Consider the following 20,120-nt stretch of genomic DNA (forward strand, 5'->3'; position numbering starts at 1 on the left):
ATGAGGTTGCGGGGGGTCGGCGCACGATCAGTGTGGTGAGTGGTGGAAACTGTCCGGTGGATACGGACGTTGTCAAGATGTCCGGGTCGGCAGGTGTGTTCATTCAGGGTTCGTCCTGCCCCACGGGCGGGTCTGTATCGGTCAAGGGGAATCGCCCGTGAAGTTGTTTGGGAAGTTGTTCGGCAAGAGCGCACGCGAGGACGGCGGGGGTTCCCGTCACCGTGCGGCGCGGCACGGCGGGAGCGAGGAGCCGAGCGGCGACCGCCCGCTCTTCCGTGACCAGGTGGGTGACGGTGCCGGTGGCGGCGCGTCGTCTGTTGACCCCGCCGGTCAGGGCCGCATAGGTTTCGGTGAACCATCAACCTCGAGTACGGGTGGAGGGTCTGCCTTGCCGGTCTGTACGAGGTGTGGCCACCGCAACGCGGAGGCCAGTCGGTTCTGCTCCAACTGCGGGGCGCCGCTGCGGGCCGGGGTGCCCGCCGAGCGCGCTTCGGAGACGACCTCCACCATCTCCATCTCCGGCCTCGAGGCGTACGACTCGGAGGTCACCGGCCAGACGGCCGTGCCCTCCCTGTCCCCGGAGGCCCAGGCCGCCGTGGACGCCCTCCCGCTGGGTTCGGCGCTCCTCGTGGTGCGCAGGGGGCCCAACTCGGGCAGCCGCTTCCTCCTGGACAGTGAGCTGACGACGGCCGGCCGTCACCCGCAGAGCGACATCTTCCTCGACGACGTGACCGTCTCCCGCCGCCATGTGGACTTCCGCAGGGGCGCGGACGGCCGCTTCACCGTCTCGGACGTGGGCAGCCTGAACGGCACGTACGTCAATCGTGAGCGGATCGACTCGGTCCTGCTCTCGAACGGCGACGAGGTTCAGATCGGCAAGTACCGGCTGGTCTTCTACGCGAGCCAGCGGGGCGTGTGACTTTCAGGAAAGGTCCATGCTGCGAACACCCACGGGCGGTGCCGGTCACGGCACCGCCCCTTCGGGCGACACCCTGCTGAGCATCGGTGCGGTGCTCGGCCGGCTGCGGGTCGAGTTCCCCGAGGTCACCATCTCCAAGATCCGTTTCCTGGAGGCGGAGGGCCTCGTCGAGCCGCGCCGCACACCTTCGGGGTACCGGAAATTCGGGCCTCAGGACGTGGAGCGGCTGACCCAGGTGCTGCGGATGCAGCGGGACCACTACCTCCCGCTGAAGGCCATCCGGGAGCATCTCGACGCCCTCGGCCGGGGCGAGCGTCTCCCGCTGCCGGGGCAGCAGCGCCAGCGCCGGGCCGCCGAGACCGGCCCCGCGCCGCGGACCGCCGCGAGGATCGGGCGTGAGGAGCTGCTGGCCGCCTCGGGGGCCGACGGGAGCGCGCTCGACGAGTGGGAGTCGTACGGCCTCATCACTCCGATGCCGGACGGCGGGTACGACCCGGAGTCCGTGACGGTGGCGAAACTGGTCGCGGACCTCGGAAGATTCGGTCTGGAACCACGTCATCTGCGGATCATGAGAGCGGCCGCGCAGCGTGAGGCGGGGATGGTCGAGCAGGTGGTCGCGCCGCTGCGCCGGCACCGTAACCCGCAGACCAGAGCACATGCGGAGGCCACCACGAGGGAGCTGGCGACCCTCTCGGTGAAGCTGCACGCGGCACTGTTCCGGACGGCTCTCGGAGCACATCCGCACTGATCATGGGGGAGTCCGACTACCCAAACCGGTCGCTCGCGTCCTAGGGTTGCTGTGTGAACGAGCTCGACGTTGTGGGTGTCCGGGTGGAAATGCCCTCCAACCAACCGATCGTGCTCCTGCGTGAAGTGGGAGGCGATCGGTACCTTCCCATCTGGATCGGGCCGGGGGAGGCCACCGCCATCGCCTTCGCCCAGCAGGGCATGACGCCTGCCAGGCCGCTGACCCATGACCTTTTCAAGGATGTCCTTGAGGCCGTGGGGCAGGAGCTGACCGAGGTCCGCATCACGGATCTCAGGGAAGGCGTCTTCTACGCGGAGCTGGTCTTCGCCAGCGGGGTCGAGGTGAGTGCCAGGCCGTCCGACGCCATAGCGCTCGCGTTGCGCACCGGTACGCCGATCTACGGCAGTGACGGTGTCCTGGACGACGCGGGTATCGCCATCCCGGACGAGCAGGAGGACGAGGTGGAGAAGTTCCGCGAGTTCCTCGACCAGATCTCTCCCGAGGACTTCGGGACCAACAGCCAGTGAGCGGTCGGTGAGTGCCTGACGTCGGGGGCCCCCGGGCCTCCGACGGCACATTCGGTCAGCCTTTCCCGGGACCGGGACACGCGAAACCACTCTCAAGGTGATTATCACTCGGCGTGGCGAGTGCGGCGATCGTTGACGCACCCCGAGTGACTCCCTACCGTCGTTGAGGGCAGGTCAAGGACGGAGGTCGGCGTGAGAAGCAGCGGCGACGGTACGGCGGTGGGCGGGGCGTTCCCGCTGCGGAGCGAGACGGCCGACCCCGGTACCGAGACGGTCGGGTACCGCGGACCGACGGCGTGTGCCGCGGCGGGGATCACGTACCGCCAGTTGGACTACTGGGCGCGCACGGGGCTCGTGGAGCCCAGCGTGCGCGCGGCGTACGGCTCCGGGGCGCAGCGGCTCTACAGCTTTCGTGACGTGGTCGTCCTCAAGATCGTGAAGCGGTTCCTGGACACCGGGGTCGCTCTCCAGAACATCCGGGCGGCCGTACGGCACCTGCGGGCCCGTGACGTCCAGGATCTGGAGCGGATGACGCTGATGAGCGACGGGGCGACGGTCTACGAGTGCACGTCGCCGGACGAGGTCGTGGATCTGCTCCAGGGCGGCCAGGGGATCTTCGGGATCGCGGTCGGGGTGGTCTGGCGGGACGTCGAGGCCGCGCTGTCCCAGCTGCACGGGGAGCGGATCGACACGGGCGAGACGCTCGTGGGGAACAACCCGGCGGACGAACTGGCCAGGCGTCGCAGGGACCGGGCGGTCTGACCGCCCGGCCCCGGGGCGTGTCCGGCTCCCACGCCGTACCGGCCGATTGTCAGTGCGGTGAGGGAGCATCGGGGGTGTGAGAGCCGCCCCGACCATCCTGCATCTGGACATGGACGCCTTCTTCGCCGCCGCGGAGCAGGCGGCGAAGCCGAGTCTGCGCGGAAAGCCGGTCGTCGTCGGCGGTCTCGGACCGCGTGGGGTGGTCTCCACGGCCTCGTACGAGGCGCGGCGGTTCGGGGTGCACTCGGCGATGCCGATGGCGCAGGCGCGGCGGCTCGCGCCGAACGCGGCGTATCTCGTCCCGCGCTTCACGGTCTACCGAGCGATCAGCGAGCAGGTGATGGAGCTGTTGCGCCGGCTGTCGCCGCTGGTGGAGCCGCTGAGCCTGGACGAGGCGTTCGTGGACCTGGAGGCGGGCGGCTCGGCCGGCGACACGACCTCCGCGCGGGCCGCCGGCGAGCGGCTGCGCCGGGACATCCTGGAGACGACGGGGCTCACCGGGTCCGTGGGGCTGGCGGGGTCTAAGATGCTGGCGAAGATCGGCTCCGAACAGGCCAAGCCCGACGGCCTGGTCGTCGTCGAGCCGGGGACCGAGCGCGCGCTCCTGGGGCCCATGACCGTACGGACCCTGCCCGGTGTCGGTCCCGCGACGGGGGAGCACCTGCGGCGGGCCGGGATGACCACGGTCGCGGACCTGGCGGAGGCCGGGGAGGACGAGTTGGTGCGGCTCCTGGGGAAGTCGCACGGCGCGTCGCTGTTCCGGATGGCGGGGGGCCACGACGACCGGCCCGTGGTGGCCGAGCGGGAGGCCAAGTCGGTGTCCGTGGAGGACACCTTCGACGTGGACCTGCACGACCGGGTGCGGGTGCGGACGGAGGTGGACCGGCTGGCCGACCGGTGTGTGCAGCGGCTGCGGGCGGCCGGGCACTCGGGGCGGACGGTCGTGCTGAAGGTCCGGCGGTACGACTTCTCGACGCTGACCCGCTCGGAGACGCTGCGCGGGCCCACCGACGACCCCGGTGTGGTGCGGGAGGCGGCGGGGCGGCTGCTGGAGGCGGTGGACACCACCGGCGGGGTCCGGCTGCTGGGCGTGGGGGTGAGCGGGCTCGCGGACTACACGCAGGAGGACCTGTTCGCGCAGGCGGCGGCCGACCGGGCGGCGGAGGGGAAGGCGCGGGCCGACGGATCGGGCGGGGAGGGGGCGGCCGCGGACGCGGGGCGGGCCGCGGTGGCCCCGGCCGCCCCGGTGGACGGCCCTGAGAGGCCCGGGGAGGGGTGGACGGCGCCCGAGGCGCGCCCGGCGCCCGCCGGGGGCGTACCGGCCGCTCAGGGGGCGCCGGAGGCGGCGGACCTGCCCGCGGAGCGCCGCTTCCCCGCCGGGCACGACGTGCGGCACGCCGCGTTCGGCGCGGGGTGGGTGCAGGGCAGCGGGCTGCGCCGGGTCACCGTACGGTTCGAGCAGCCCTGGTCCGCGCCGGGGCGGGTGCGGACCTTCTGGGTGGACGATCCCGAACTGGAGCTGTCGGACCCGCTGCCCCTGACCGGCGGAGCGCCCCAGGACGGGCCCGAGCCGGATCAGTCGTCCTGGCCCGCGACCCGCCCGAAGTCACGCGCGGAGTCCCCGTCGGACAGCGAGGCCGGGCGCTCCGGCGGGCCCGGCTCGGGCAGGGCGAGGCCGTAGTGGCGGTAGAGCTGGAGTTCCTGCTCGGGCGAGAGGTGCCGGCCGACGCCGAAGTCGGGGGCGTCCTTGATCAGCGAGCGCTCGAAGGGGATGCGGAGCGTCTCCTCCTCCAGCGTGCTGGGCGCGAGGGGGACGAACGCGTCCCGGCTGAAGATCCCGGTGCGGACGGCCGCCCACTCGGGCACGCCCGTCGCGTCGTCGAGGTACACCTCGTCCACCGTGCCGATCTTGTGGCCGTCGCGGTCGAACGCCTTGCGGCCGATCAGGCTGCGCGGATCGATGTCGTTCTCCACGGTCCCTCCAACTGGTCGCACAAGCGGGGAAGACCCGGTGGTCCACTCATAAGAAAAGTGCAGATCCGGCCTGTCGGCCACTCGAAAAGCCCTGCGCGGGACCTCGCTGGTAGGCTGGCACACGGCTGCTGACCCTGTGCGGGAGAGTCCTCCGGAGAGATCGCCGGAGGCGCCGAAGGAGCAAATCCTCCCCGGAATCTCTCAGGCCCCCGTACCGCACGGACGAGGTCACTCTGGAAAGCAGGGCAGGCGTCGACGGCGTCCGCCCTCACCGACGGTGAAAGCCGGGCGGCCCCCTGGCGCCCGGTGAAGCTCTCAGGTCAGATGACAGAGGGGGAGGCCGTCCGGGCACCCGCGCCTTGGTGCCCCTCGCAGGTCGTGACGACCAGGAGGCCTCCCAACATGACCGACCACCGCATTCCGCTCTCCCAGCTGGAGCGTGGCGTCCCCTTCGAGCAGCGCCACATCGGGCCCGACGGGGCGGCCCAGGCGAAGATGCTCGCGCAGGTCGGCTACGGCTCGCTGGACGAGCTGACCGCCGCCGCGGTGCCCGACGTGATCAAGAGCGCCGAGGCGCTCGGGCTGCCCGGGGCCCGTACCGAGGCCGAGGTCCTCGCGGAGCTGCGCGCCCTCGCCGACCGCAACACGGTCCTCGCCCCGATGATCGGCCTCGGCTACTACGGCACGTTCACCCCGCCGGTGATCCTGCGCAACGTCATGGAGAACCCGGCCTGGTACACCGCGTACACGCCGTACCAGCCGGAGATCTCCCAGGGCCGCCTGGAGGCCCTGCTGAACTTCCAGACCATGGTCGCCGACCTGACCGGCCTGCCGACCTCCGGCGCCTCCCTGCTGGACGAGGGCACGGCGGCCGCCGAGGCGATGGCACTGTCCCGCCGCGCCGGCAAGGTCAAGGACGGTGTCTTCCTGATCGACGCCGACACCCTGCCCCAGACCATCGCCGTCATCAGGACCCGCGCGGAACCGACCGGCGTCGAGGTCGTCGTCGCGGACCTGACCGACGGCATCCCGGCCGACGTCGCCGAGCGCGGTGTCTTCGGCGTGCTGCTCCAGTACCCCGGCGCCTCCGGGGCCGTACGGGACATCAGGCCCCTGGTCGAGCGGGCGCACGAGCTCGGCGCCCTCGTCACCGTCGCCGCCGACCTGCTCGCGCTGACGCTCCTCACCTCGCCCGGCGAACTGGGCGCGGACATCGCCGTCGGCACCACCCAGCGCTTCGGCGTCCCGATGGCCTTCGGCGGACCGCACGCCGGGTTCATGGCCGTACGGGAGAAGTTCGCGCGCACGCTGCCCGGCCGGCTCGTCGGGGTGTCCGTGGACGCCGACGGCGACAAGGCGTACCGGCTGGCCCTCCAGACCCGCGAGCAGCACATCCGCCGCGAGAAGGCCACCAGCAACATCTGCACCGCGCAGGTCCTGCTCGCCGTGATGGCGGGCATGTACGCGGTCTACCACGGCCCCGACGGCCTGCGGGGCATCGCCCGGCGCACCCATCGCTACGCGACGCTGCTCGCCGAGGGGCTGCGCGCCGGCGGCGCGGAGGTCGTGCACGGCGCGTACTTCGACACGCTGACCGTCCGGGTCCCCGGCCGCGCCGCCGAGGTCGTCGCCGCCGCCCGTGAGCACGGCGTCAACCTCTACCGGGCCGACGCCGACCACGTCTCCGTCGCCTGCGACGAGACCACTGGGCGCGCCCAGCTGGCCGCCGTGTGGACGGCGTTCGGCGTCGACGCCGACATCGAGGCGCTCGACGCGGCCACCGGGGACGCGCTGCCCGCGACGCTGCTGCGCACCGACGAGATCCTCACCCACCCGGTCTTCCACCAGCACCGCTCCGAAACGGCGATGCTGCGCTACCTGCGCAAGCTCTCCGACCGGGACTACGCGCTCGACCGCGGCATGATCCCGCTCGGCTCCTGCACCATGAAGCTGAACGCGACCACCGAGATGGAGTCCGTCACCTGGCCGGAGTTCGCCGCCCTGCACCCCTTCGCGCCGGCCGAGCAGGCCGCGGGCTACCTGACGCTGATCAGGGAGCTGGAGGAGCGGCTCGCCGAGGTCACCGGGTACGACGCGGTGTCCCTCCAGCCCAACGCCGGTTCCCAGGGGGAGCTGGCCGGGCTGCTCGCCGTACGGGCGTACCACCGGGCCAACGGCGACACGCAGCGCACGGTCTGCCTCATTCCGTCCTCCGCGCACGGCACGAACGCCGCGAGCGCGGTCATGGCCGGGATGAAGGTCGTGGTCGTCAAGACCCGCGAGGACGGCGACGTCGACGTCGAGGACCTGCACGCCAAGATCGAGCGCCACGGCGCCGAGCTGGCCGTCCTGATGGTCACCTACCCCTCCACGCACGGGGTGTTCGAGGAGCACATCAGCGACATCTGCGCCGCCGTGCACGACGCGGGCGGCCAGGTCTACGTCGACGGCGCCAACCTCAACGCGCTGGTGGGGCTGGCCAAGCCGGGCAAGTTCGGCTCCGACGTCTCGCACCTGAACCTGCACAAGACGTTCTGCATCCCTCACGGCGGCGGCGGCCCCGGTGTGGGTCCGGTCGGCGTGCGGTCGCACCTCGCCCCGTACCTGCCCAACCACCCCCTCCAGCCGGCCGCGGGACCCGAGACGGGCGTCGGCCCGATCTCCGCCGCGCCGTGGGGCTCCGCGGGCATCCTGCCCATCTCCTGGGCGTACGTACGGCTGATGGGCGGCGAGGGCCTCAAGCACGCGACGCAGGTCGCGGTGCTCGCCGCCAACTACATCGCCAAGCGCCTGGAGCCGCACTACCCGGTGCTCTACACCGGCCCCAACGGCCTGGTCGCGCACGAGTGCATCGTGGACCTGCGCCCGCTGTCGAAGGCGACGGGCGTCAGTGTCAGCGACATCGCCAAGCGGCTGATCGACTACGGCTTCCACGCGCCGACGATGTCGTTCCCGGTGGCCGGCACGCTGATGATCGAGCCGACCGAGAGCGAGGACCTGGGCGAACTGGACCGGTTCTGCGAGGCGATGATCGCGATCCGCGCCGAGGTCGAGAAGGTCGCCTCGGGCGAGTGGCCCGCGGACGACAACCCGCTGCGCAACGCGCCGCACACGGCGTCGGCGCTCGGCGGGGAGTGGGACCACCCGTACACCCGCGCCGAGGCGGTCTTCCCCGCCGGTGTCTCGGCCGCGGACAAGTACTGGCCGCCGGTGCGCCGGATCGACGACGCGTACGGCGACCGCAACCTGGTCTGCTCCTGCCCGCCGATGGACGCGTACGACCACTGACAGCGCGACCCCGCTCGCCCGTGCGTGCCACGGGCGGGCGGGGTCGCCGGTGGCACGCGGTCGCGCGCCGGCTCAGGCCGCCGTCACGGCCTGCTCGCCGCGCGGGCGGTGCGGCGCGATGATCCGTCCGTCGGGCAGGAGTTCACCGGTGTCCTCGAAGACCAGAACGCCGTTGCACAGCAGGCTCCAGCCCTGCTCCGGATGGTGGGCCGTCAGACGGGCGGCGTCCCGGTCGGCGGAGTCTGCGGACGGGCACACGGGCTGGTGCTGGCACATGGCTGGGTTCTTTCGCTGCGTCGTGGTGAGTGTCCTGCGGCTCGATGAGGTCATGGCCGCCTCCCCCGTATCTGATGGTCCGGTCCTAGTGTTGCCCCACGGACGGCGATCCGCAGGTATTTCACGGCAGCACTTCCTTCTGGCCAAGGACGCGTCACCCGGCCGGACGGTTCAGTTCAACTTGTCCGCCCGACCGGCCGGTTCACGTACCGGCGCCGGTGGAGTGCGGGGGAGCGGCACGCGCGAAGCCCCGCGACCGGCCGGGTCGCGGGGCTTCGTGGCAGCGGGTACGCAGGTCAGGCGGGCGTGCGCAGCAGCGGCGCCGGGGCCAGTCTCAGCCCGATCATCGGCAGCAACTCCGCGACGCCGTGCGGACGGTGGGCGGCGATGCCCGGCGGGGCCGGGGCGAGCGGCACCAGGATGTCGGCGGGCAGGGGCGAGCCCTCGGACGCGTCGGCCTCCGTGTCGCTGTGCAGCCACAGCGTGATCATGTACAGCTCCGGCACCGACAGCAGCCGTGGCTGGTACGACGTCCCCAGGGTCTCCGCGTGGCGCAGCGCCCGCTCCGTGGACGCCAGGTAGGGGCCCTCGAAGAAGCGTGAGAACGCCCAGCCGTCCGCGGTCAGCATCGTGTCGGCGGCGGCCACGGCACGGTCGCCGCTGCGGATCAGGAAGCGCCAGCCGACCAGCCTCGTCCGCGGCGCACGACCCGCCGGGGGTACCGCACGGCCTTTCGGAGCTACCTGGTCCAGCACATGGAGCGGGAGGGGGAACTCGGGGCTCAGCGGTCCCTGGACGGACCGGAGAGCGGGTGTGCGGGCCTCGCGAACGGCGGTGGGGGAACCGAGTGCCGCGAGAACGCTGCGAAGGGCGGGTGCGGGGGCCGGGGGGACATGCAGCGGCATGGTGGGTTGCCTCTCACTCAGGAGACAGGGTGGTGCGTGAGGTCGTGCGTGTGCGGACGGCGCTGTCAGCATGCGTGGTCAGAGGGTGGCCTGGGGCCCTAAAGCCGGGCGGCGCCTCTCTGCCTCGTACACGGATGTTATACGACACGTGTTCACACCATGTTTCTTCTAGCCGTCGCGAATATTGCGGGCAAGGCACAATCAGGTCCGTCTCGGGGCCGCGTTTTCTTGGATAAACGCGGAACGCGAGCGGCTGGCCTGGGCCGATTGGTTGCCCGTGGACGGCCGAAACTGGCTGCAGGGAAGACCACGGCACGTCGACAATCCATGAGCGTTGCGCGGGTCTGCGGATCGCGCTTCATGCCAGGGGAATGTGCCGCGTGCCTTCACTCTCCACTCTACCCGTTGCCCGGAGGGTGAGGAGGCGTTACGGATCACGGAGTCTGGGCATTATCGACCGTGACGCGAGCGGCCGGAGCCCGGGGCTGCCTACTGGAGGAGGACGCTTCGATGGGGGAGAAGGTCGAGGCGGACGGGTTCGCTCTGTCCGATCGGCAGAAATACCGCAGGAAGTTGCAGCAGTGCCTGGCGGTGCTGGGGCGGCTCCTGGCGGAGAAGAGGTTCGACCGGCCCAAGAATCTGATGGGCCTGGAGATCGAGCTCAATCTCGCGGGGTCGGACGGAATGCCGCGCATGATGAACGGCGAGGTCCTCGAACGGATCGCGAGCGGTGATTTCCAGACCGAACTCGGAATGTTCAATCTGGAAGTGAATATAGCTCCTCACCGGCTGGAGGGGCGCGTTCTCGACCAATTGGCCGAGGAGCTGCGGGCCGGCCTCGGATATGCCCACCGGAAGGCCGACGAGGTCGACGCGGGCATTGTGATGATCGGGATTCTGCCGACCCTCACCCAGGACGACACGGTGTCCGCGAATCTCTCCGACGTCGGCCGTTACACCCTGCTCAACGAGCAGATGGTCGCGGCCAGGGGAGAGGACTTCGCGCTGGACATCGAGGGGGTGGAGCGTCTCACCTGCCGGTCCGCGTCCATCACCCCGGAGGCCGCCTGCACCTCCGTACAGCTGCATCTCCAGGTCACCCCCGCCCGATTCGCGGACGTGTGGAACGCCGCGCAGGCGATCGCGTCGGTTCAAGTGGCACTGGGTGCCAATGCCCCGTTCCTATTCGGGCGGGAGTTGTGGCGGGAATCCAGGCCGCCGCTGTTCCTCCAGGCGACGGATGTCAGGCCGCCCGAACTCGCCGCGCAGGGAGTGCGGCCGCGGACGTGGTTCGGGGAGCGCTGGATCGATTCCGCGTACGACCTGTTCGCGGAGAATTTGCGCTACTTCCCGCCGCTGCTGCCGATCTGCGACGACGAGGACCCGCTGCGGACGCTGGACGAGGGCGGGGTGCCCGATCTCGCGGAGCTGACGCTCCACAACGGCACGGTCTACCGGTGGAACCGGCCGGTGTACGAGGTCGCCGACGGTGTGCCGCACCTGCGGGTGGAGAACCGCGTCCTGCCCGCGGGACCGACGGTCACCGACGTCATTGCCAACGCCGCCTTCTACTACGGGCTGGTGCGGGCCCTCGCGGACGACACACGGCCGGTGTGGAAGCGGCTGCCGTTCGACGCGGCCGCCGCCAACTTCGAGACCGCGTGCCGGCATGGCATCGACGCGGAGCTGCGCTGGCCGCGCCCCGGCCGGGGGACCGGTATCACCACCGTGCCGGCCGTGAAGCTCGTACGGGACGAACTGCTCCCCCTGGCGGCGGCGGGTTTGGACGCATGGCAGGTCGAGCCGGCGGACCGCGACTTCTACCTCGGGGTGATCGAGGAACGGTGCAAGCTCCGGGTGAACGGCGCCTCCTGGCAGGTGGACACCTACCACCGGGCGCGGGACGAGGGGCTCGGGCGGGAGGCCGCGCTGGCCGCCACCACCCGGCGCTACAGCGAGCTGATGCACCGCGGGGAGCCCGTGCACACCTGGCCGACCGGGCTCCCGGCGCCGGGCGGCGGCGGCCCGGCCTGACCGGGGGCGTGGGGGCGTACGGTACGCGGGTCCTCCGGAGCCTCGGGGCGGACGCGGAGCCTCCGGGGGCTCAGGGCTTGTCGGCGCTCAGGGCTTTTCCTCGCCGACCGCCATGATGGCCTGGAGGATCACCGCCTGGATGTCGCCCGGATCGCTCACCTCGTACCCGGCGCCGCCGGTCGCCCTGGCTATCTCGTGCACCGCCGCCCGGTCCGCGTCGGGGCCGACCGCGACGCCGATCAGCGCCACCGGACGGGTGGGATCCGCGAGCGCCCGCAGCCGGCTGACCAGCGCGGCCCGCGAGATGCTCCGCGCGTCCTTGTTGGTGCCGTCCGTCAGCAGCACCACGGCGTTGAACTTGCCCTTCACGTACGAGGCCTGGGCCTCCTCGTACGCCGCCAGCGCCGTGTCGTACAGACCCGTGTCGCCGTCGGGGACCGGCTCCAGCGCGGAGAAGGCGTCCGACAGCTCCTCGCGGTGGGTGCCGCCGCCCTTGGCCGCGTCACCGAGCCGGGCCGTCTCCCGCACCTTCACGTAGTCCTTCGCCCCGTCCAGCCGGGTCGCGAACTTCCACAGCCCGATCTCGTCCTCGGGCGTGAACTGCGCCAGCGCCTGGAGCAGCGAGGCCTTGGTGACGTCCATCCGGCTCTGGCCGCCGCGCCCGGGGACCGGCGCCTCCATCGAGCCCGACGCGTCCACGACCGTCGTCAGCCGGGCGCTCTGCACGGTGACGGTCCACAGGCCGAGCGTCCGGCGGACCTCCTCGGCCGTCGGGGGCCTGGCGTCGTCCGTGTCGTACGGCTGGGGGGCGCGGCCACCCGCCGTACCGACCAGCGCCGCGTCCACGGGCGCGTCCGCCGCTCCCGCTCGGAAGCCGTGGTCCTCCAGCGTGCGGTACGAGGCGTCGTCGGTGAGCAGCGCCATGAACCGCATCGCGGCGCGGCTCTCGTCGGTGGTCAGCTCCGACTCGTCGACCAGGTTGTACGGGTAGTCCAGGGCGGGCGCGCCGTCGGTGGGGTAGAAGAGCTGGAGGCTCGCGGCGCCGTTGCCGCCCGAGTTGTGGACGAAGGCGGCCTGTTCGGAGAGCAGCACCGCCTCGTTGCGCCGGGGGTTGCCCTTCTCCGCGCCCGAGTCGTCCTCGGCCAGCGTCCTGAGCACCTGGCCGTCGGAGTCCGTGACGCGCTGCGACAGGAGCTTCGCGGTGGCGGCCGCCCTGGTGTCCCCGCCCGGGCCGCCGTCGCGCGAGGACCGGGCGATGCTGGTGAGCGCCAGCAGGCCGGTCGCGCTGCGCGCCGGGTCGGCCGCGCCCAGCAGCCGCCGGTCCCGCTCCGCCGCGGCCGTCGTCAGCCCCGCCCAGGTGTACGTCTTCCTGGGCCATCCGAGTGCCGCGGCCGTCGCGGGCACGGCGGCCAAGGTGACCGGGGAGAGCGCCACGTTGCCGGCCGGGGTCAGCGACGCGGCGTCCCCGACGCTCTCCGCGCGGTCCACCCACAGGCCCGAGTCGGGCACCCAGATCTCGAAGTCCGGGGCCGCCGCGCCGCGCGAGAGGGCGCTCGCGACCCGGTAGTTGTCCCGGGCGACGACCCGGACGTCCAGACAGCGCCCGTCGGACGTCACCCGGTCCGCGCGGGCGCGGTCCGCGACGGCCCGCAGCGCGGGCGCGATGTCGGGCGAGGCCACCAGGCGCAGCCGTACCGGGACGTCCGCGCAGGCGCCGCCGGAGGAGAGCGCGCCGGTCGCCACCGCGACGGCCGCCCCCGCCACCACCGTCAGCACGAGAGCCGTGGCGATCGCGACGCCGCGGCGGCGCGGGGGCCGGGGTCCGGCAGGGCGCGCCGCTCTGTCGTCGGGCAAGCTGTGACGTCCCATGGCGGTGGCGCCCTCCTTCGTGAGGGGTGAACAGGGGCGGGCTCGAAGACAGGGGTGGGCGCGAAGGGTGCGGCTCGATGGGTGTAGAAGAGGGGGTACCCCGCCGCTGAACGGCGGCCGTCCCCCGGCCTGTCGCGCGCGATCTTCGTACCCGCATTCGAGACCCTAGCGGCACGGCAAGTGGCATGAGGCGGGAATACTCAACTGGAGGCAGGTGTGCGGGCGGACGTGGATCAGGTGGCCGGTTCCTTTCCCGAGGAGGACGCCCAGCGGCGGATCCTCCGGTCCGAGACGGTGCTCGTCCTGGCGCTCTCGCTGGGCGCGAGCGGCGTGTCGGCGCTGATCAGTTTCATCGGCTCGGTGACCCGGCCCGGCGCGCTCCGGGACCAGGCGGCCTCGCTCAACTCGTCGGCGGCCCCGGGGCGGCCGTGGCTCGATCTTGCCTGGCAGCTGTTCGGCATCACGACCGCCCTGGTGCCGGTCGTCCTCGTCGCCCACTTCCTGCTCAGGGAGCGCAGCGGCCTGCGGGACCTCGGCTTCGACCGCACGCGGCCGGGACCCGACCTCGGGCGCGGCACGCTCGTCGCGGCGGGCATCGGCAGCGCGGGACTCGCCTTCTACCTGGTGGCGCAGTCGGCGGGCTTCAACCTGACGGTGGTGCCCGAGTCGCTGCCCGGTGTGTGGTGGAAGTTCCCGGTGCTGATCCTCTCGGCGGTGCAGAACGCCGTGCTGGAGGAGGTCATCGTCGTCGGCTACCTGCTGCGACGCCTCGGGCAAATGGGGTGGACGCCGATGGCGGCCCTGGTGGCCAGCTCGGTGCTGCGCGGCTCGTACCACCTGTACCAGGGGATCGGCGGCTTCCTCGGCAACATGGTGATGGGCGTCGTCTTCGTCCTGCTCTACCGGCGCTGGGGGCGGGTGGGGCCGCTGGTGGTGGCGCACTCGCTGCTCGACATCGGGGCGTTCGTCGGATACGCGCTGCTGGCCGGCAAGGTGGGGTGGCTGCCGACGGCGTAGGGCCTTCCGTGCCCTCTACGGCCTAAGGCGTGCTGAGCAGCTCGCCGTCGATGACCGTGACCGCGTGGCCGGTGAGCAGGGTGCGGTCACCGCGCAGGGACGTACGGACCGTTCCCGTACGGACCCCTCCTTGGAGACCGGTCAGCTCGGTACGTCCCAGCCGCGCCGACCAGAACGGGGCGAGCGCGGTGTGCGCGCTGCCCGTCACCGGGTCCTCGTCGATCCCCACGGCGGGGAAGAAGCCGCGCGAGACGAAGTCGTAGCCACCCGCCGGGTCCTCCGCGGCGGCGGTCACCACCACGCCGCGCCGCGCGAGAGCGGCCAGCCGCCCGGGATCGGGTGCGAGCCGCCGTACCGTCCGCTCGTCCGCCAGCTCCACCAGCAGGTCGCCGATCCGCTCCGAGGTGAGGTGCACCGACACGGGCTCGGCCCCCAGCGCGGCGCCGACGCCCTCCGGGGTCTCCACCGGAATCAGCGCCGAGGTGGGGAAGTCCAGCGTCACCGACCCGTCCTCGTGCGCGGTGGCGCCCAGGATCCCCGAGCGCGTGGCGAAGCGGAGGGGTCCGGCCGCCCGGCCGGTGGTGCGCAGCACGTGGGCCGTGGCCAGGGTCGCGTGGCCGCACAGGTCGACCTCGGTGAGCGGGGTGAACCAGCGCAGCGCCCAGTCCGCGTCGCCACCGTCCGGCAGGGGATGCGCGAAGGCCGTCTCCGACAGGTTCACCTCCGCGGCCACCCGCAGCAGCCACCCGTCGTCGGGGAACCCGGCCGTGTCCAGGAGCAGCACCCCCGCCGGGTTGCCGGCGAAGGGGCGGTCGGTGAAGGCGTCGACGATTCGGATCCGCATGCGCCGACGGTAGGCGATCGGCCCCTCGGAACGCGCGCGGGGCCCTTGGGCCGGCCCTCAGTCGATGCAGAACTCGTTGCCCTCGATGTCCAGCATCGGGATGCACGACTCGTTCTTGTCGTCGGCGTAGAGCGTCTGCACGTGTACGGCGCCGAGCGGGAGGAGTCGCGCGCACTCGGCCTCCAGTGCGGCGAGGCGCTCCGCCCCCACGAGCCCGGTGCCGACCCGTACGTCGAGATGGACCCGGTTCTTGGCGGCCTTCCCCTCGGGCACGCGCTGGAAGAACAGGCGCGGACCCGCCCCGGAGGGATCGGCGCACGAGAACCACGCGTCGCGCTCCTCGGGCGGTTGTGTGCGGTTGAAGTCGTCCCAGGTGGCGAACCCCTCGGGCGGCGCCGGGGCGACGTACCCCAACACCTCGCACCAGAACCGGGCGAGGCGCTCGGGCTCCGCGCAGTCGAAGGTGACCTGGAACTTCTTGATCGACGTCATCGGCTCAGCCTAGGGGCCGGGTGCCGTCCGCCGAAAGTGAGTTATGACAGCGAGGTCGAGCTGATGGGGAGTTCGCCGCGCAGGGGACGCGGTGGGGCGCCTGTGGGCACAGTTGATCAGGCTGGGCCCACGCCATTGAGCTGGACTTGTCTGTCGGCGGGGTGCATAGACGTCCGCTCGGCAGAGGCTTCGTCATGCCCGCACGGCGCTGAACGGTCCGGCACCTGGATCCGCCACGTACGGCCAGTGGCAGCTGCCCCACTCCGGCGCGGCACCCTCGCGACAGATACGGATATTGTCGTACAGCGGCATGGACCTTGATGACCTCGCGGTTCGCCTCTGTCCTCGCGGTCTCACGCCAACTGCGACGCTCGATCGTCCGCCAAGGTGACGGGCTGTCGGGTGACGGAGGTCTACGTGCCGAACCAGGGGGACCTCGACCGTCGCTACGCCGCGGATATGGCGCAGGTTGTGGTTCTGCGCATGGCTGGTGTCCGGGCTTCGGGAACCACGGCGACGTGGCGAGCGAACCGCTGCTGGCCCTTTGTCGTGGCGGTCGGGCTGCCGTACATCGCTGCCGGCGTGCACCTGGTCTTCTTCTCCACCACCGCGCCGAAGTTCCGGGCATACGGCATGTGGCTCCTGTACTACACGCTGGTCAACCTCTTGGTGGTCCTTGGCCAATGGGTGGGCTGCCGAGGCTTCCACGCGATGTGTGACTCCCTGGACCGCATGCTGACGCCGGCCGGCCGCGTAGCGGTCCACGCCTGGATCGACCGCGGGATCTCCGCGAAACGCCAGTGGCGATACGTCATGCTCGGCGCCGTAGGGGCCGTTGCCGCGATGTTCGGAGTTCAACGCGCGCTGGGAACCACACCCCACCTCTTCGTCGACGTCGCCTCCTACATGGTGATCGTGGTGACCGGCGCCGCGGCGGCCAACAGCAACTATTGGATGATCCGCGCCATCCGGTTGGCGCGCATCGTGACCAACCCGCGGAACGTCAAGCTCCTGTGGTTCGCGCCGTCGCGGACCATCGGTCTCGAGCGGGTCGCCCGCTGGTACCGATTCGTCACGCTGGTGGCAGCGGCAGGCTTGTGCCTCGCCTTTGTCCCCATCGTCTACGTGTCCCGAATAGACCCCGGCAATGATCTCCTCATCACCATCAAGTGGGTCCTGGCCGGTACGTTCATGGTCGCCATCACGCTCTTCGGCCTCTACTCGCAATGGCGCCTCTCGTGGATCGTCGAGCAGGCAAGAGCTGTCTCGATCCGGCGACTCGAGGAAGCGTTGCCCCCTCGCGCACCTCGGCGTGCCTCCGACATCTCGGAGGCGGACGCGCGAGTGAACGACTTGCTGTCGTACGTCATCGCCAGTCCCAACACGGCCGTGAACGGCCAGACGCTCGCCTCCACGCTCCTGGCGATGTTCGCCGGCGCACTTCCTTTCATCGTCACCGTGTTGCTGAGGTGACGAGGCGTGCGTGGCCATCGGCTCCTTCGCCCCTCCGACGGCCTTCATCGAGAACCCGCAGGGCGGATCGTGATTGCCAAACGTACGGTTCCGATATATCGTTGGCGTATCGCGACAGATCAACGATAGGTGAAGGAGGACGTAGAGATGCGTTCACAAGGACACGGACACGGATATGCGCACGGTCATGAGCACGGACCGGAAGGTGGTCGGTGCGGGCCCGGCGAGCGAGGGCGGGGTGGGTTCGAGGGGCGGCGCGCCGCCTTCGGTCCCTTCGGCCCGCCGTTCGGCGGCGGTCCCTTCGGGGGTGGCCGGGGGCGCGGTGGCGGTGGCGGCCGGGGAAGGGCGCGGCGTGGTGACGTACGCGCCTCGATCCTGGCGCTGCTGAAGGACCGGCCCATGCACGGTTACGAGATGATCCAGGAGATCGGCGAGCGCAGCGGCGGGGCCTGGCGCCCCAGCCCCGGCTCGGTGTACCCCACCCTCCAGCTCCTGGAGGACGAGGGCCACATCACGAGCAGGAGCGAGGGCGGCAAGAAGCTGTTCACGCTCACGGAAAGCGGGCGGGCCGAGGCCGAGACGGGGCCCGACGCCCCGTGGGAGGAGGCCGGGCGCGGAGTCGACTGGGAGACGGTCAACGAGATCCGGCAGGCCGGCTTCGGGCTGATGGAGGCGTTCGCGCAGGTCTGGAAGACCGGTACGCCCGAGCAGCGGCAGAAGGCCCTCGCCGTCACCAACGAGGCGCGCAAGAAGCTCTACCTGATCCTCGCCGATGAGGACTGAGGGGAAGGTGCTGTACGGAGGCGGGGCCCCGCGGTGGTGATCGCGGGGCCCCGTCGCGCGCGTGGTCCCCGACCCGGTCAGATGCGGTCGGCCACGCGCAGCCGCCAGAACACCGCGGAGTCGAACACGTCCGAGGCCCGCGGATGCGGACCTTCGTCGTGGCAGTGGAACGCGGCCCAGAACACATCCCCGCGCAACGCGTCCGGCGGGGCGTAGACGCGGTAGACGTACTGCTGTCCGTCCATCGCGAGCAGGGCGACCATCCAGTACATCCGCCTCCTCTCCCCTCTCTCCCGGACGCCCCCGCGCTCCGTCGTGGTTGCGCACGAAGGGGGGACGCAAGGCGGCGCGCCCACCCAGGGGCGGAAGACCCCGATCTCCTTCGCAGGGATGAGGAACCGGCCCCTCGTGCCCACCTTCCGTGGGACCCCAAGATGGCCCCCGCCGGGGATGCCCTGCCCGGGGGCCGGCTGATGAGGTGAGAGGGTGCAGAGCCCGACCCCGCAAGTGCCCCGGCAGCCCGTACCGACCCGTGCGGGCACCGAACCGCCTCGCACGGGCGCCCGGCCCGCCCGTCAGGGCGTCGAGCAGGACGCCCGGCTCACCGTGGAGCTTGCCTCGGTCCTCGCGGCCGCGCGCAGGAGGGCCCACCGCGACGCCGACGAGCAGATCGACACCGCCCACCTGCTGCACTCCCTGCTGGAGACCGATCCGGCGGTGCGAGCCGCGTTCGACGGCGGGCCGCAGGTCGCGCGGGTGCTCGGCTACCTGGTCCAGCGCAGCATCGGGTACGGGCTGCGCTGGCAGGGGACGGTCGAGGACTCCGGCGCCGTACCGGTCCTGCGGGAGGATCCCGTGGCCGGCTGGTCCCCGGCCGCCGTCGCCGCCATGAACCACGCGCTCGCGCGGGCCGCGCGCAGGGGCGATCCGCGGGCCGCGGGGCTCGACCTGCTGGCCGCACTCGCCGCGGACCCGTCGTGCCGGGCCGTCGAGGTGCTCGGACGGGCCGGGGTGGACGCGCGGTCACTGGCGGGGCGGCTGTCGGGAGCGGGGCGCCTCGGCTGACGGGTGGCAGGAGAAGGGGGAGGCCGAGGGGCGGGGGCGTACGGTCCGCCCCGGTCGGCCGGCGACAGGTGTGACGGGTGCGTAGCTCCTGACGGGACCTGTCATGATGACGCCATGCACGCGTCTCAGGGGCAGGGGAGGAGCGTCGGACTGGGCCTTGCCCTGGTGTCGGCGTTCGCGTTCGGTGGGTCCGGTGTCGCGGCCAAGCCGCTCATCGAGGCGGGGCTCGAACCCCTCCAGGTGGTCTGGCTGCGGGTCGCGGGCGCGGCGCTGCTCATGCTCCCGGTGGCCTGGCGCCACCGCGACCTCGTGCGCCGCAGGCCCGCGCTGCTCGCCGGGTTCGGGCTGCTGGCCGTGGCCGGCGTCCAGGCCTTCTACTTCGCCGCGCTCTCCCGGGTCCCCGTCGGTGTCGCGCTGCTGGTCGAGTACCTCGCCCCCGCCCTCGTCCTGCTCTGGGTCCGCTTCGTGCAGCGGCGGCCCGTCACCCGCGCGGCGGCCGCCGGGGTCGTGCTCGCGGTGGGCGGCCTGGCCTGTGTGGTCGAGGTCTGGGCCGGGCTGAGCTTCGACCCGGTGGGGATCCTGTTCGCGCTCGCCGCCGCCTGCTGCCAGGTCGGCTACTTCGTGCTGTCGGACCAGGGGAGCGGTACGGAGGACGCGGCCCACGCGGCGGATCCACTCGGGGTGATCGCGTACGGGCTGCTGGTCGGGACCGTCGTGCTGACCGTCGTCGGCCGGCCGTGGGAGATGGACTGGTCCCTGCTCGGCGGTACGGCGGACCTCGGCGGTTCCGACGTCCCCGCCGCGCTGCTGCTGGGCTGGGTCGTGGTGGTGGCGACCGTCCTCGCGTACGCGACCGGTGTGGTGTCCGTACGCAAGCTCTCGCCGCAGGTGGCCGGGGTGGTGGCGTGCCTGGAGGCGGTCATCGCGACCGTTCTCGCCTGGGTGCTGCTGGGGGAGCACCTTTCCGCGCCGCAGATCGCGGGCGGCGCGGTGGTGCTCGTGGGCGCCTTCATCGCACAGTCCTCGACGCCCCGCCCGCCCTCCGGGGGCGCGGGGGTCCTGGGCGAGGCTCACGTACCCCTGGACGCCGAGGTGTTCGAGGACACGAGCCGCCCCGCGTAGGACGACCCGCCCCGCCCAGGAC

At 71.9% G+C, this 20,120-nt stretch carries 19 protein-coding genes and 1 riboswitch; of the genes, 12 read left to right on the top strand and 7 right to left on the bottom strand.

From position 1 onward, the window contains the following. The first annotated feature begins 157 nt into the window (after nucleotides 1–157). The 5 genes from HA039_RS29285 (at nucleotide 158) to HA039_RS29305 (ending at nucleotide 4,637) form a co-directional block, all read left to right on the top strand. Nucleotides 158–919: an FHA domain-containing protein gene (locus HA039_RS29285; protein ID WP_243869796.1), complete on the top strand. Its 762-nt coding sequence runs from the start codon at nucleotides 158–160 to the stop codon at nucleotides 917–919. Nucleotides 920–935: 16 nt separating this feature from the next. Beyond that, the gene (gene ftsR / locus HA039_RS29290) at nucleotides 936–1,667 is read left to right on the top strand and encodes a transcriptional regulator FtsR (protein WP_167034361.1); all 732 of its coding nucleotides are present in this window, start codon (nucleotides 936–938) and stop codon (nucleotides 1,665–1,667) included. Between the two features lie 53 nt (nucleotides 1,668–1,720). Continuing rightward, complete coding sequence (locus HA039_RS29295) at nucleotides 1,721–2,194, top strand: bifunctional nuclease family protein (protein ID WP_161308445.1); 474 nt, start codon at nucleotides 1,721–1,723, stop codon at nucleotides 2,192–2,194. A gap of 192 nt (nucleotides 2,195–2,386) precedes the next feature. Beyond that, nucleotides 2,387–2,956 (top strand): MerR family transcriptional regulator, encoded by a 570-nt coding sequence (locus HA039_RS29300; RefSeq protein ID WP_167034363.1) that lies wholly within the window; start codon nucleotides 2,387–2,389, stop codon nucleotides 2,954–2,956. 76 nt (nucleotides 2,957–3,032) lie between these two features. Continuing rightward, nucleotides 3,033–4,637, top strand: coding sequence for a DNA polymerase IV (locus HA039_RS29305; protein WP_167034366.1), 1,605 nt, complete (start codon nucleotides 3,033–3,035; stop codon nucleotides 4,635–4,637). Here the strand turns inward: HA039_RS29305 and HA039_RS29310 are convergent. After that, nucleotides 4,532–4,930 (bottom strand): PRC-barrel domain-containing protein, encoded by a 399-nt coding sequence (locus HA039_RS29310; protein ID WP_167034368.1) that lies wholly within the window; start codon nucleotides 4,928–4,930, stop codon nucleotides 4,532–4,534. The genes HA039_RS29305 and HA039_RS29310 overlap by 106 nt on opposite strands. Before the next feature lie 129 nt (nucleotides 4,931–5,059). Further along, nucleotides 5,060–5,157, top strand: a riboswitch (glycine riboswitch). 175 nt (nucleotides 5,158–5,332) lie between these two features. Here HA039_RS29310 and gcvP point away from each other — a divergent pair. After that, nucleotides 5,333–8,218 (top strand): aminomethyl-transferring glycine dehydrogenase, encoded by a 2,886-nt coding sequence (gene gcvP, locus HA039_RS29315; RefSeq protein WP_167034370.1) that lies wholly within the window; start codon nucleotides 5,333–5,335, stop codon nucleotides 8,216–8,218. 72 nt (nucleotides 8,219–8,290) lie between these two features. Here the strand turns inward: gcvP and HA039_RS29320 are convergent, their stop codons facing one another. After that, entirely contained in the window at nucleotides 8,291–8,494 is a 204-nt protein-coding gene (locus tag HA039_RS29320; protein ID WP_167037779.1) for a DUF5999 family protein, read from the bottom strand. Between the two features lie 296 nt (nucleotides 8,495–8,790). After that, the gene (locus HA039_RS29325) at nucleotides 8,791–9,399 is read right to left on the bottom strand and encodes a hypothetical protein (RefSeq protein WP_167034371.1); all 609 of its coding nucleotides are present in this window, start codon (nucleotides 9,397–9,399) and stop codon (nucleotides 8,791–8,793) included. Between the two features lie 510 nt (nucleotides 9,400–9,909). Between HA039_RS29325 and HA039_RS29330 the strand changes: the two genes are divergently transcribed. After that, nucleotides 9,910–11,433, top strand: coding sequence for a glutamate-cysteine ligase family protein (locus tag HA039_RS29330; RefSeq protein ID WP_167034373.1), 1,524 nt, complete (start codon nucleotides 9,910–9,912; stop codon nucleotides 11,431–11,433). 87 nt (nucleotides 11,434–11,520) lie between these two features. Here the strand turns inward: HA039_RS29330 and HA039_RS29335 are convergent, their stop codons facing one another. After that, a complete protein-coding gene (locus HA039_RS29335) occupies nucleotides 11,521–13,302 on the bottom strand; it encodes a substrate-binding domain-containing protein (protein WP_167034375.1) in 1,782 nt (593 codons plus the stop codon). Nucleotides 13,303–13,539: 237 nt separating this feature from the next. On the opposite strand from HA039_RS29335, the gene HA039_RS29340 reads away from it, so the two are divergent. After that, nucleotides 13,540–14,319, top strand: a complete 780-nt coding sequence (locus HA039_RS29340) for a CPBP family intramembrane glutamic endopeptidase (RefSeq protein ID WP_167037781.1) — start codon at nucleotides 13,540–13,542, stop codon at nucleotides 14,317–14,319. Between the two features lie 22 nt (nucleotides 14,320–14,341). Here the strand turns inward: HA039_RS29340 and HA039_RS29345 are convergent, their stop codons facing one another. Both HA039_RS29345 and HA039_RS29350 read right to left on the bottom strand, forming a co-directional pair. Further along, entirely contained in the window at nucleotides 14,342–15,163 is an 822-nt protein-coding gene (locus tag HA039_RS29345; RefSeq protein WP_167034377.1) for a PhzF family phenazine biosynthesis protein, read from the bottom strand. A gap of 57 nt (nucleotides 15,164–15,220) precedes the next feature. Next, nucleotides 15,221–15,655 (bottom strand): VOC family protein, encoded by a 435-nt coding sequence (locus HA039_RS29350; RefSeq protein WP_167034379.1) that lies wholly within the window; start codon nucleotides 15,653–15,655, stop codon nucleotides 15,221–15,223. Nucleotides 15,656–16,057: 402 nt separating this feature from the next. Here HA039_RS29350 and HA039_RS29355 point away from each other — a divergent pair, with 402 nt between their 5' ends. Together HA039_RS29355 and HA039_RS29360 are read left to right on the top strand one after the other, a co-directional pair. Then, the gene (locus HA039_RS29355) at nucleotides 16,058–17,128 is read left to right on the top strand and encodes a hypothetical protein (RefSeq protein WP_167034381.1); all 1,071 of its coding nucleotides are present in this window, start codon (nucleotides 16,058–16,060) and stop codon (nucleotides 17,126–17,128) included. Nucleotides 17,129–17,275: 147 nt separating this feature from the next. Further along, nucleotides 17,276–17,911 carry a PadR family transcriptional regulator gene (locus HA039_RS29360; protein WP_167034383.1) on the top strand — a complete coding sequence of 212 codons (636 nt, stop codon included), beginning with the start codon at nucleotides 17,276–17,278 and terminating at the stop codon, nucleotides 17,909–17,911. Nucleotides 17,912–17,988: 77 nt separating this feature from the next. Here HA039_RS29360 and HA039_RS29365 read toward each other — a convergent pair whose 3' ends face one another. Continuing rightward, nucleotides 17,989–18,183, bottom strand: a complete 195-nt coding sequence (locus tag HA039_RS29365; protein WP_167034385.1) for a hypothetical protein — start codon at nucleotides 18,181–18,183, stop codon at nucleotides 17,989–17,991. Between the two features lie 214 nt (nucleotides 18,184–18,397). On the opposite strand from HA039_RS29365, the gene HA039_RS29370 reads away from it, so the two are divergent. After that, complete coding sequence (locus HA039_RS29370) at nucleotides 18,398–18,976, top strand: Clp protease N-terminal domain-containing protein (protein WP_208298728.1); 579 nt, start codon at nucleotides 18,398–18,400, stop codon at nucleotides 18,974–18,976. Nucleotides 18,977–19,090: 114 nt separating this feature from the next. Beyond that, the gene (locus tag HA039_RS29375; protein WP_167034387.1) at nucleotides 19,091–20,098 is read left to right on the top strand and encodes an EamA family transporter; all 1,008 of its coding nucleotides are present in this window, start codon (nucleotides 19,091–19,093) and stop codon (nucleotides 20,096–20,098) included. Nucleotides 20,099–20,120 lie beyond the last annotated feature (22 nt).

The organism is Streptomyces liangshanensis (genome assembly GCF_011694815.1).
Taxonomy (GTDB): Bacteria; Actinomycetota; Actinomycetes; order Streptomycetales; family Streptomycetaceae; genus Streptomyces; species Streptomyces liangshanensis.

Bases quoted from the DNA above. Each gene is read 5' to 3' on its own strand.
- ftsR (WP_167034361.1), top strand. From the start codon at position 936: ATGCTGCGAACACCCACGGGCGGTGCCGGTCACGGCACCGCCCCTTCG.
- HA039_RS29360 (WP_167034383.1), top strand. From the start codon at position 17,276: ATGCGTTCACAAGGACACGGACACGGATATGCGCACGGTCATGAGCAC.
- HA039_RS29375 (WP_167034387.1), top strand. From the start codon at position 19,091: ATGCACGCGTCTCAGGGGCAGGGGAGGAGCGTCGGACTGGGCCTTGCC.
- HA039_RS29330 (WP_167034373.1), top strand. From the start codon at position 9,910: ATGGGGGAGAAGGTCGAGGCGGACGGGTTCGCTCTGTCCGATCGGCAG.
- HA039_RS29335 (WP_167034375.1), bottom strand. From the start codon at position 13,302: ATGGGACGTCACAGCTTGCCCGACGACAGAGCGGCGCGCCCTGCCGGA.
- HA039_RS29325 (WP_167034371.1), bottom strand. From the start codon at position 9,399: ATGCCGCTGCATGTCCCCCCGGCCCCCGCACCCGCCCTTCGCAGCGTT.
- HA039_RS29350 (WP_167034379.1), bottom strand. From the start codon at position 15,655: ATGACGTCGATCAAGAAGTTCCAGGTCACCTTCGACTGCGCGGAGCCC.
- HA039_RS29320 (WP_167037779.1), bottom strand. From the start codon at position 8,494: ATGTGCCAGCACCAGCCCGTGTGCCCGTCCGCAGACTCCGCCGACCGG.
- HA039_RS29365 (WP_167034385.1), bottom strand. From the start codon at position 18,183: ATGTACTGGATGGTCGCCCTGCTCGCGATGGACGGACAGCAGTACGTC.
- gcvP (WP_167034370.1), top strand. From the start codon at position 5,333: ATGACCGACCACCGCATTCCGCTCTCCCAGCTGGAGCGTGGCGTCCCC.
- HA039_RS29345 (WP_167034377.1), bottom strand. From the start codon at position 15,163: ATGCGGATCCGAATCGTCGACGCCTTCACCGACCGCCCCTTCGCCGGC.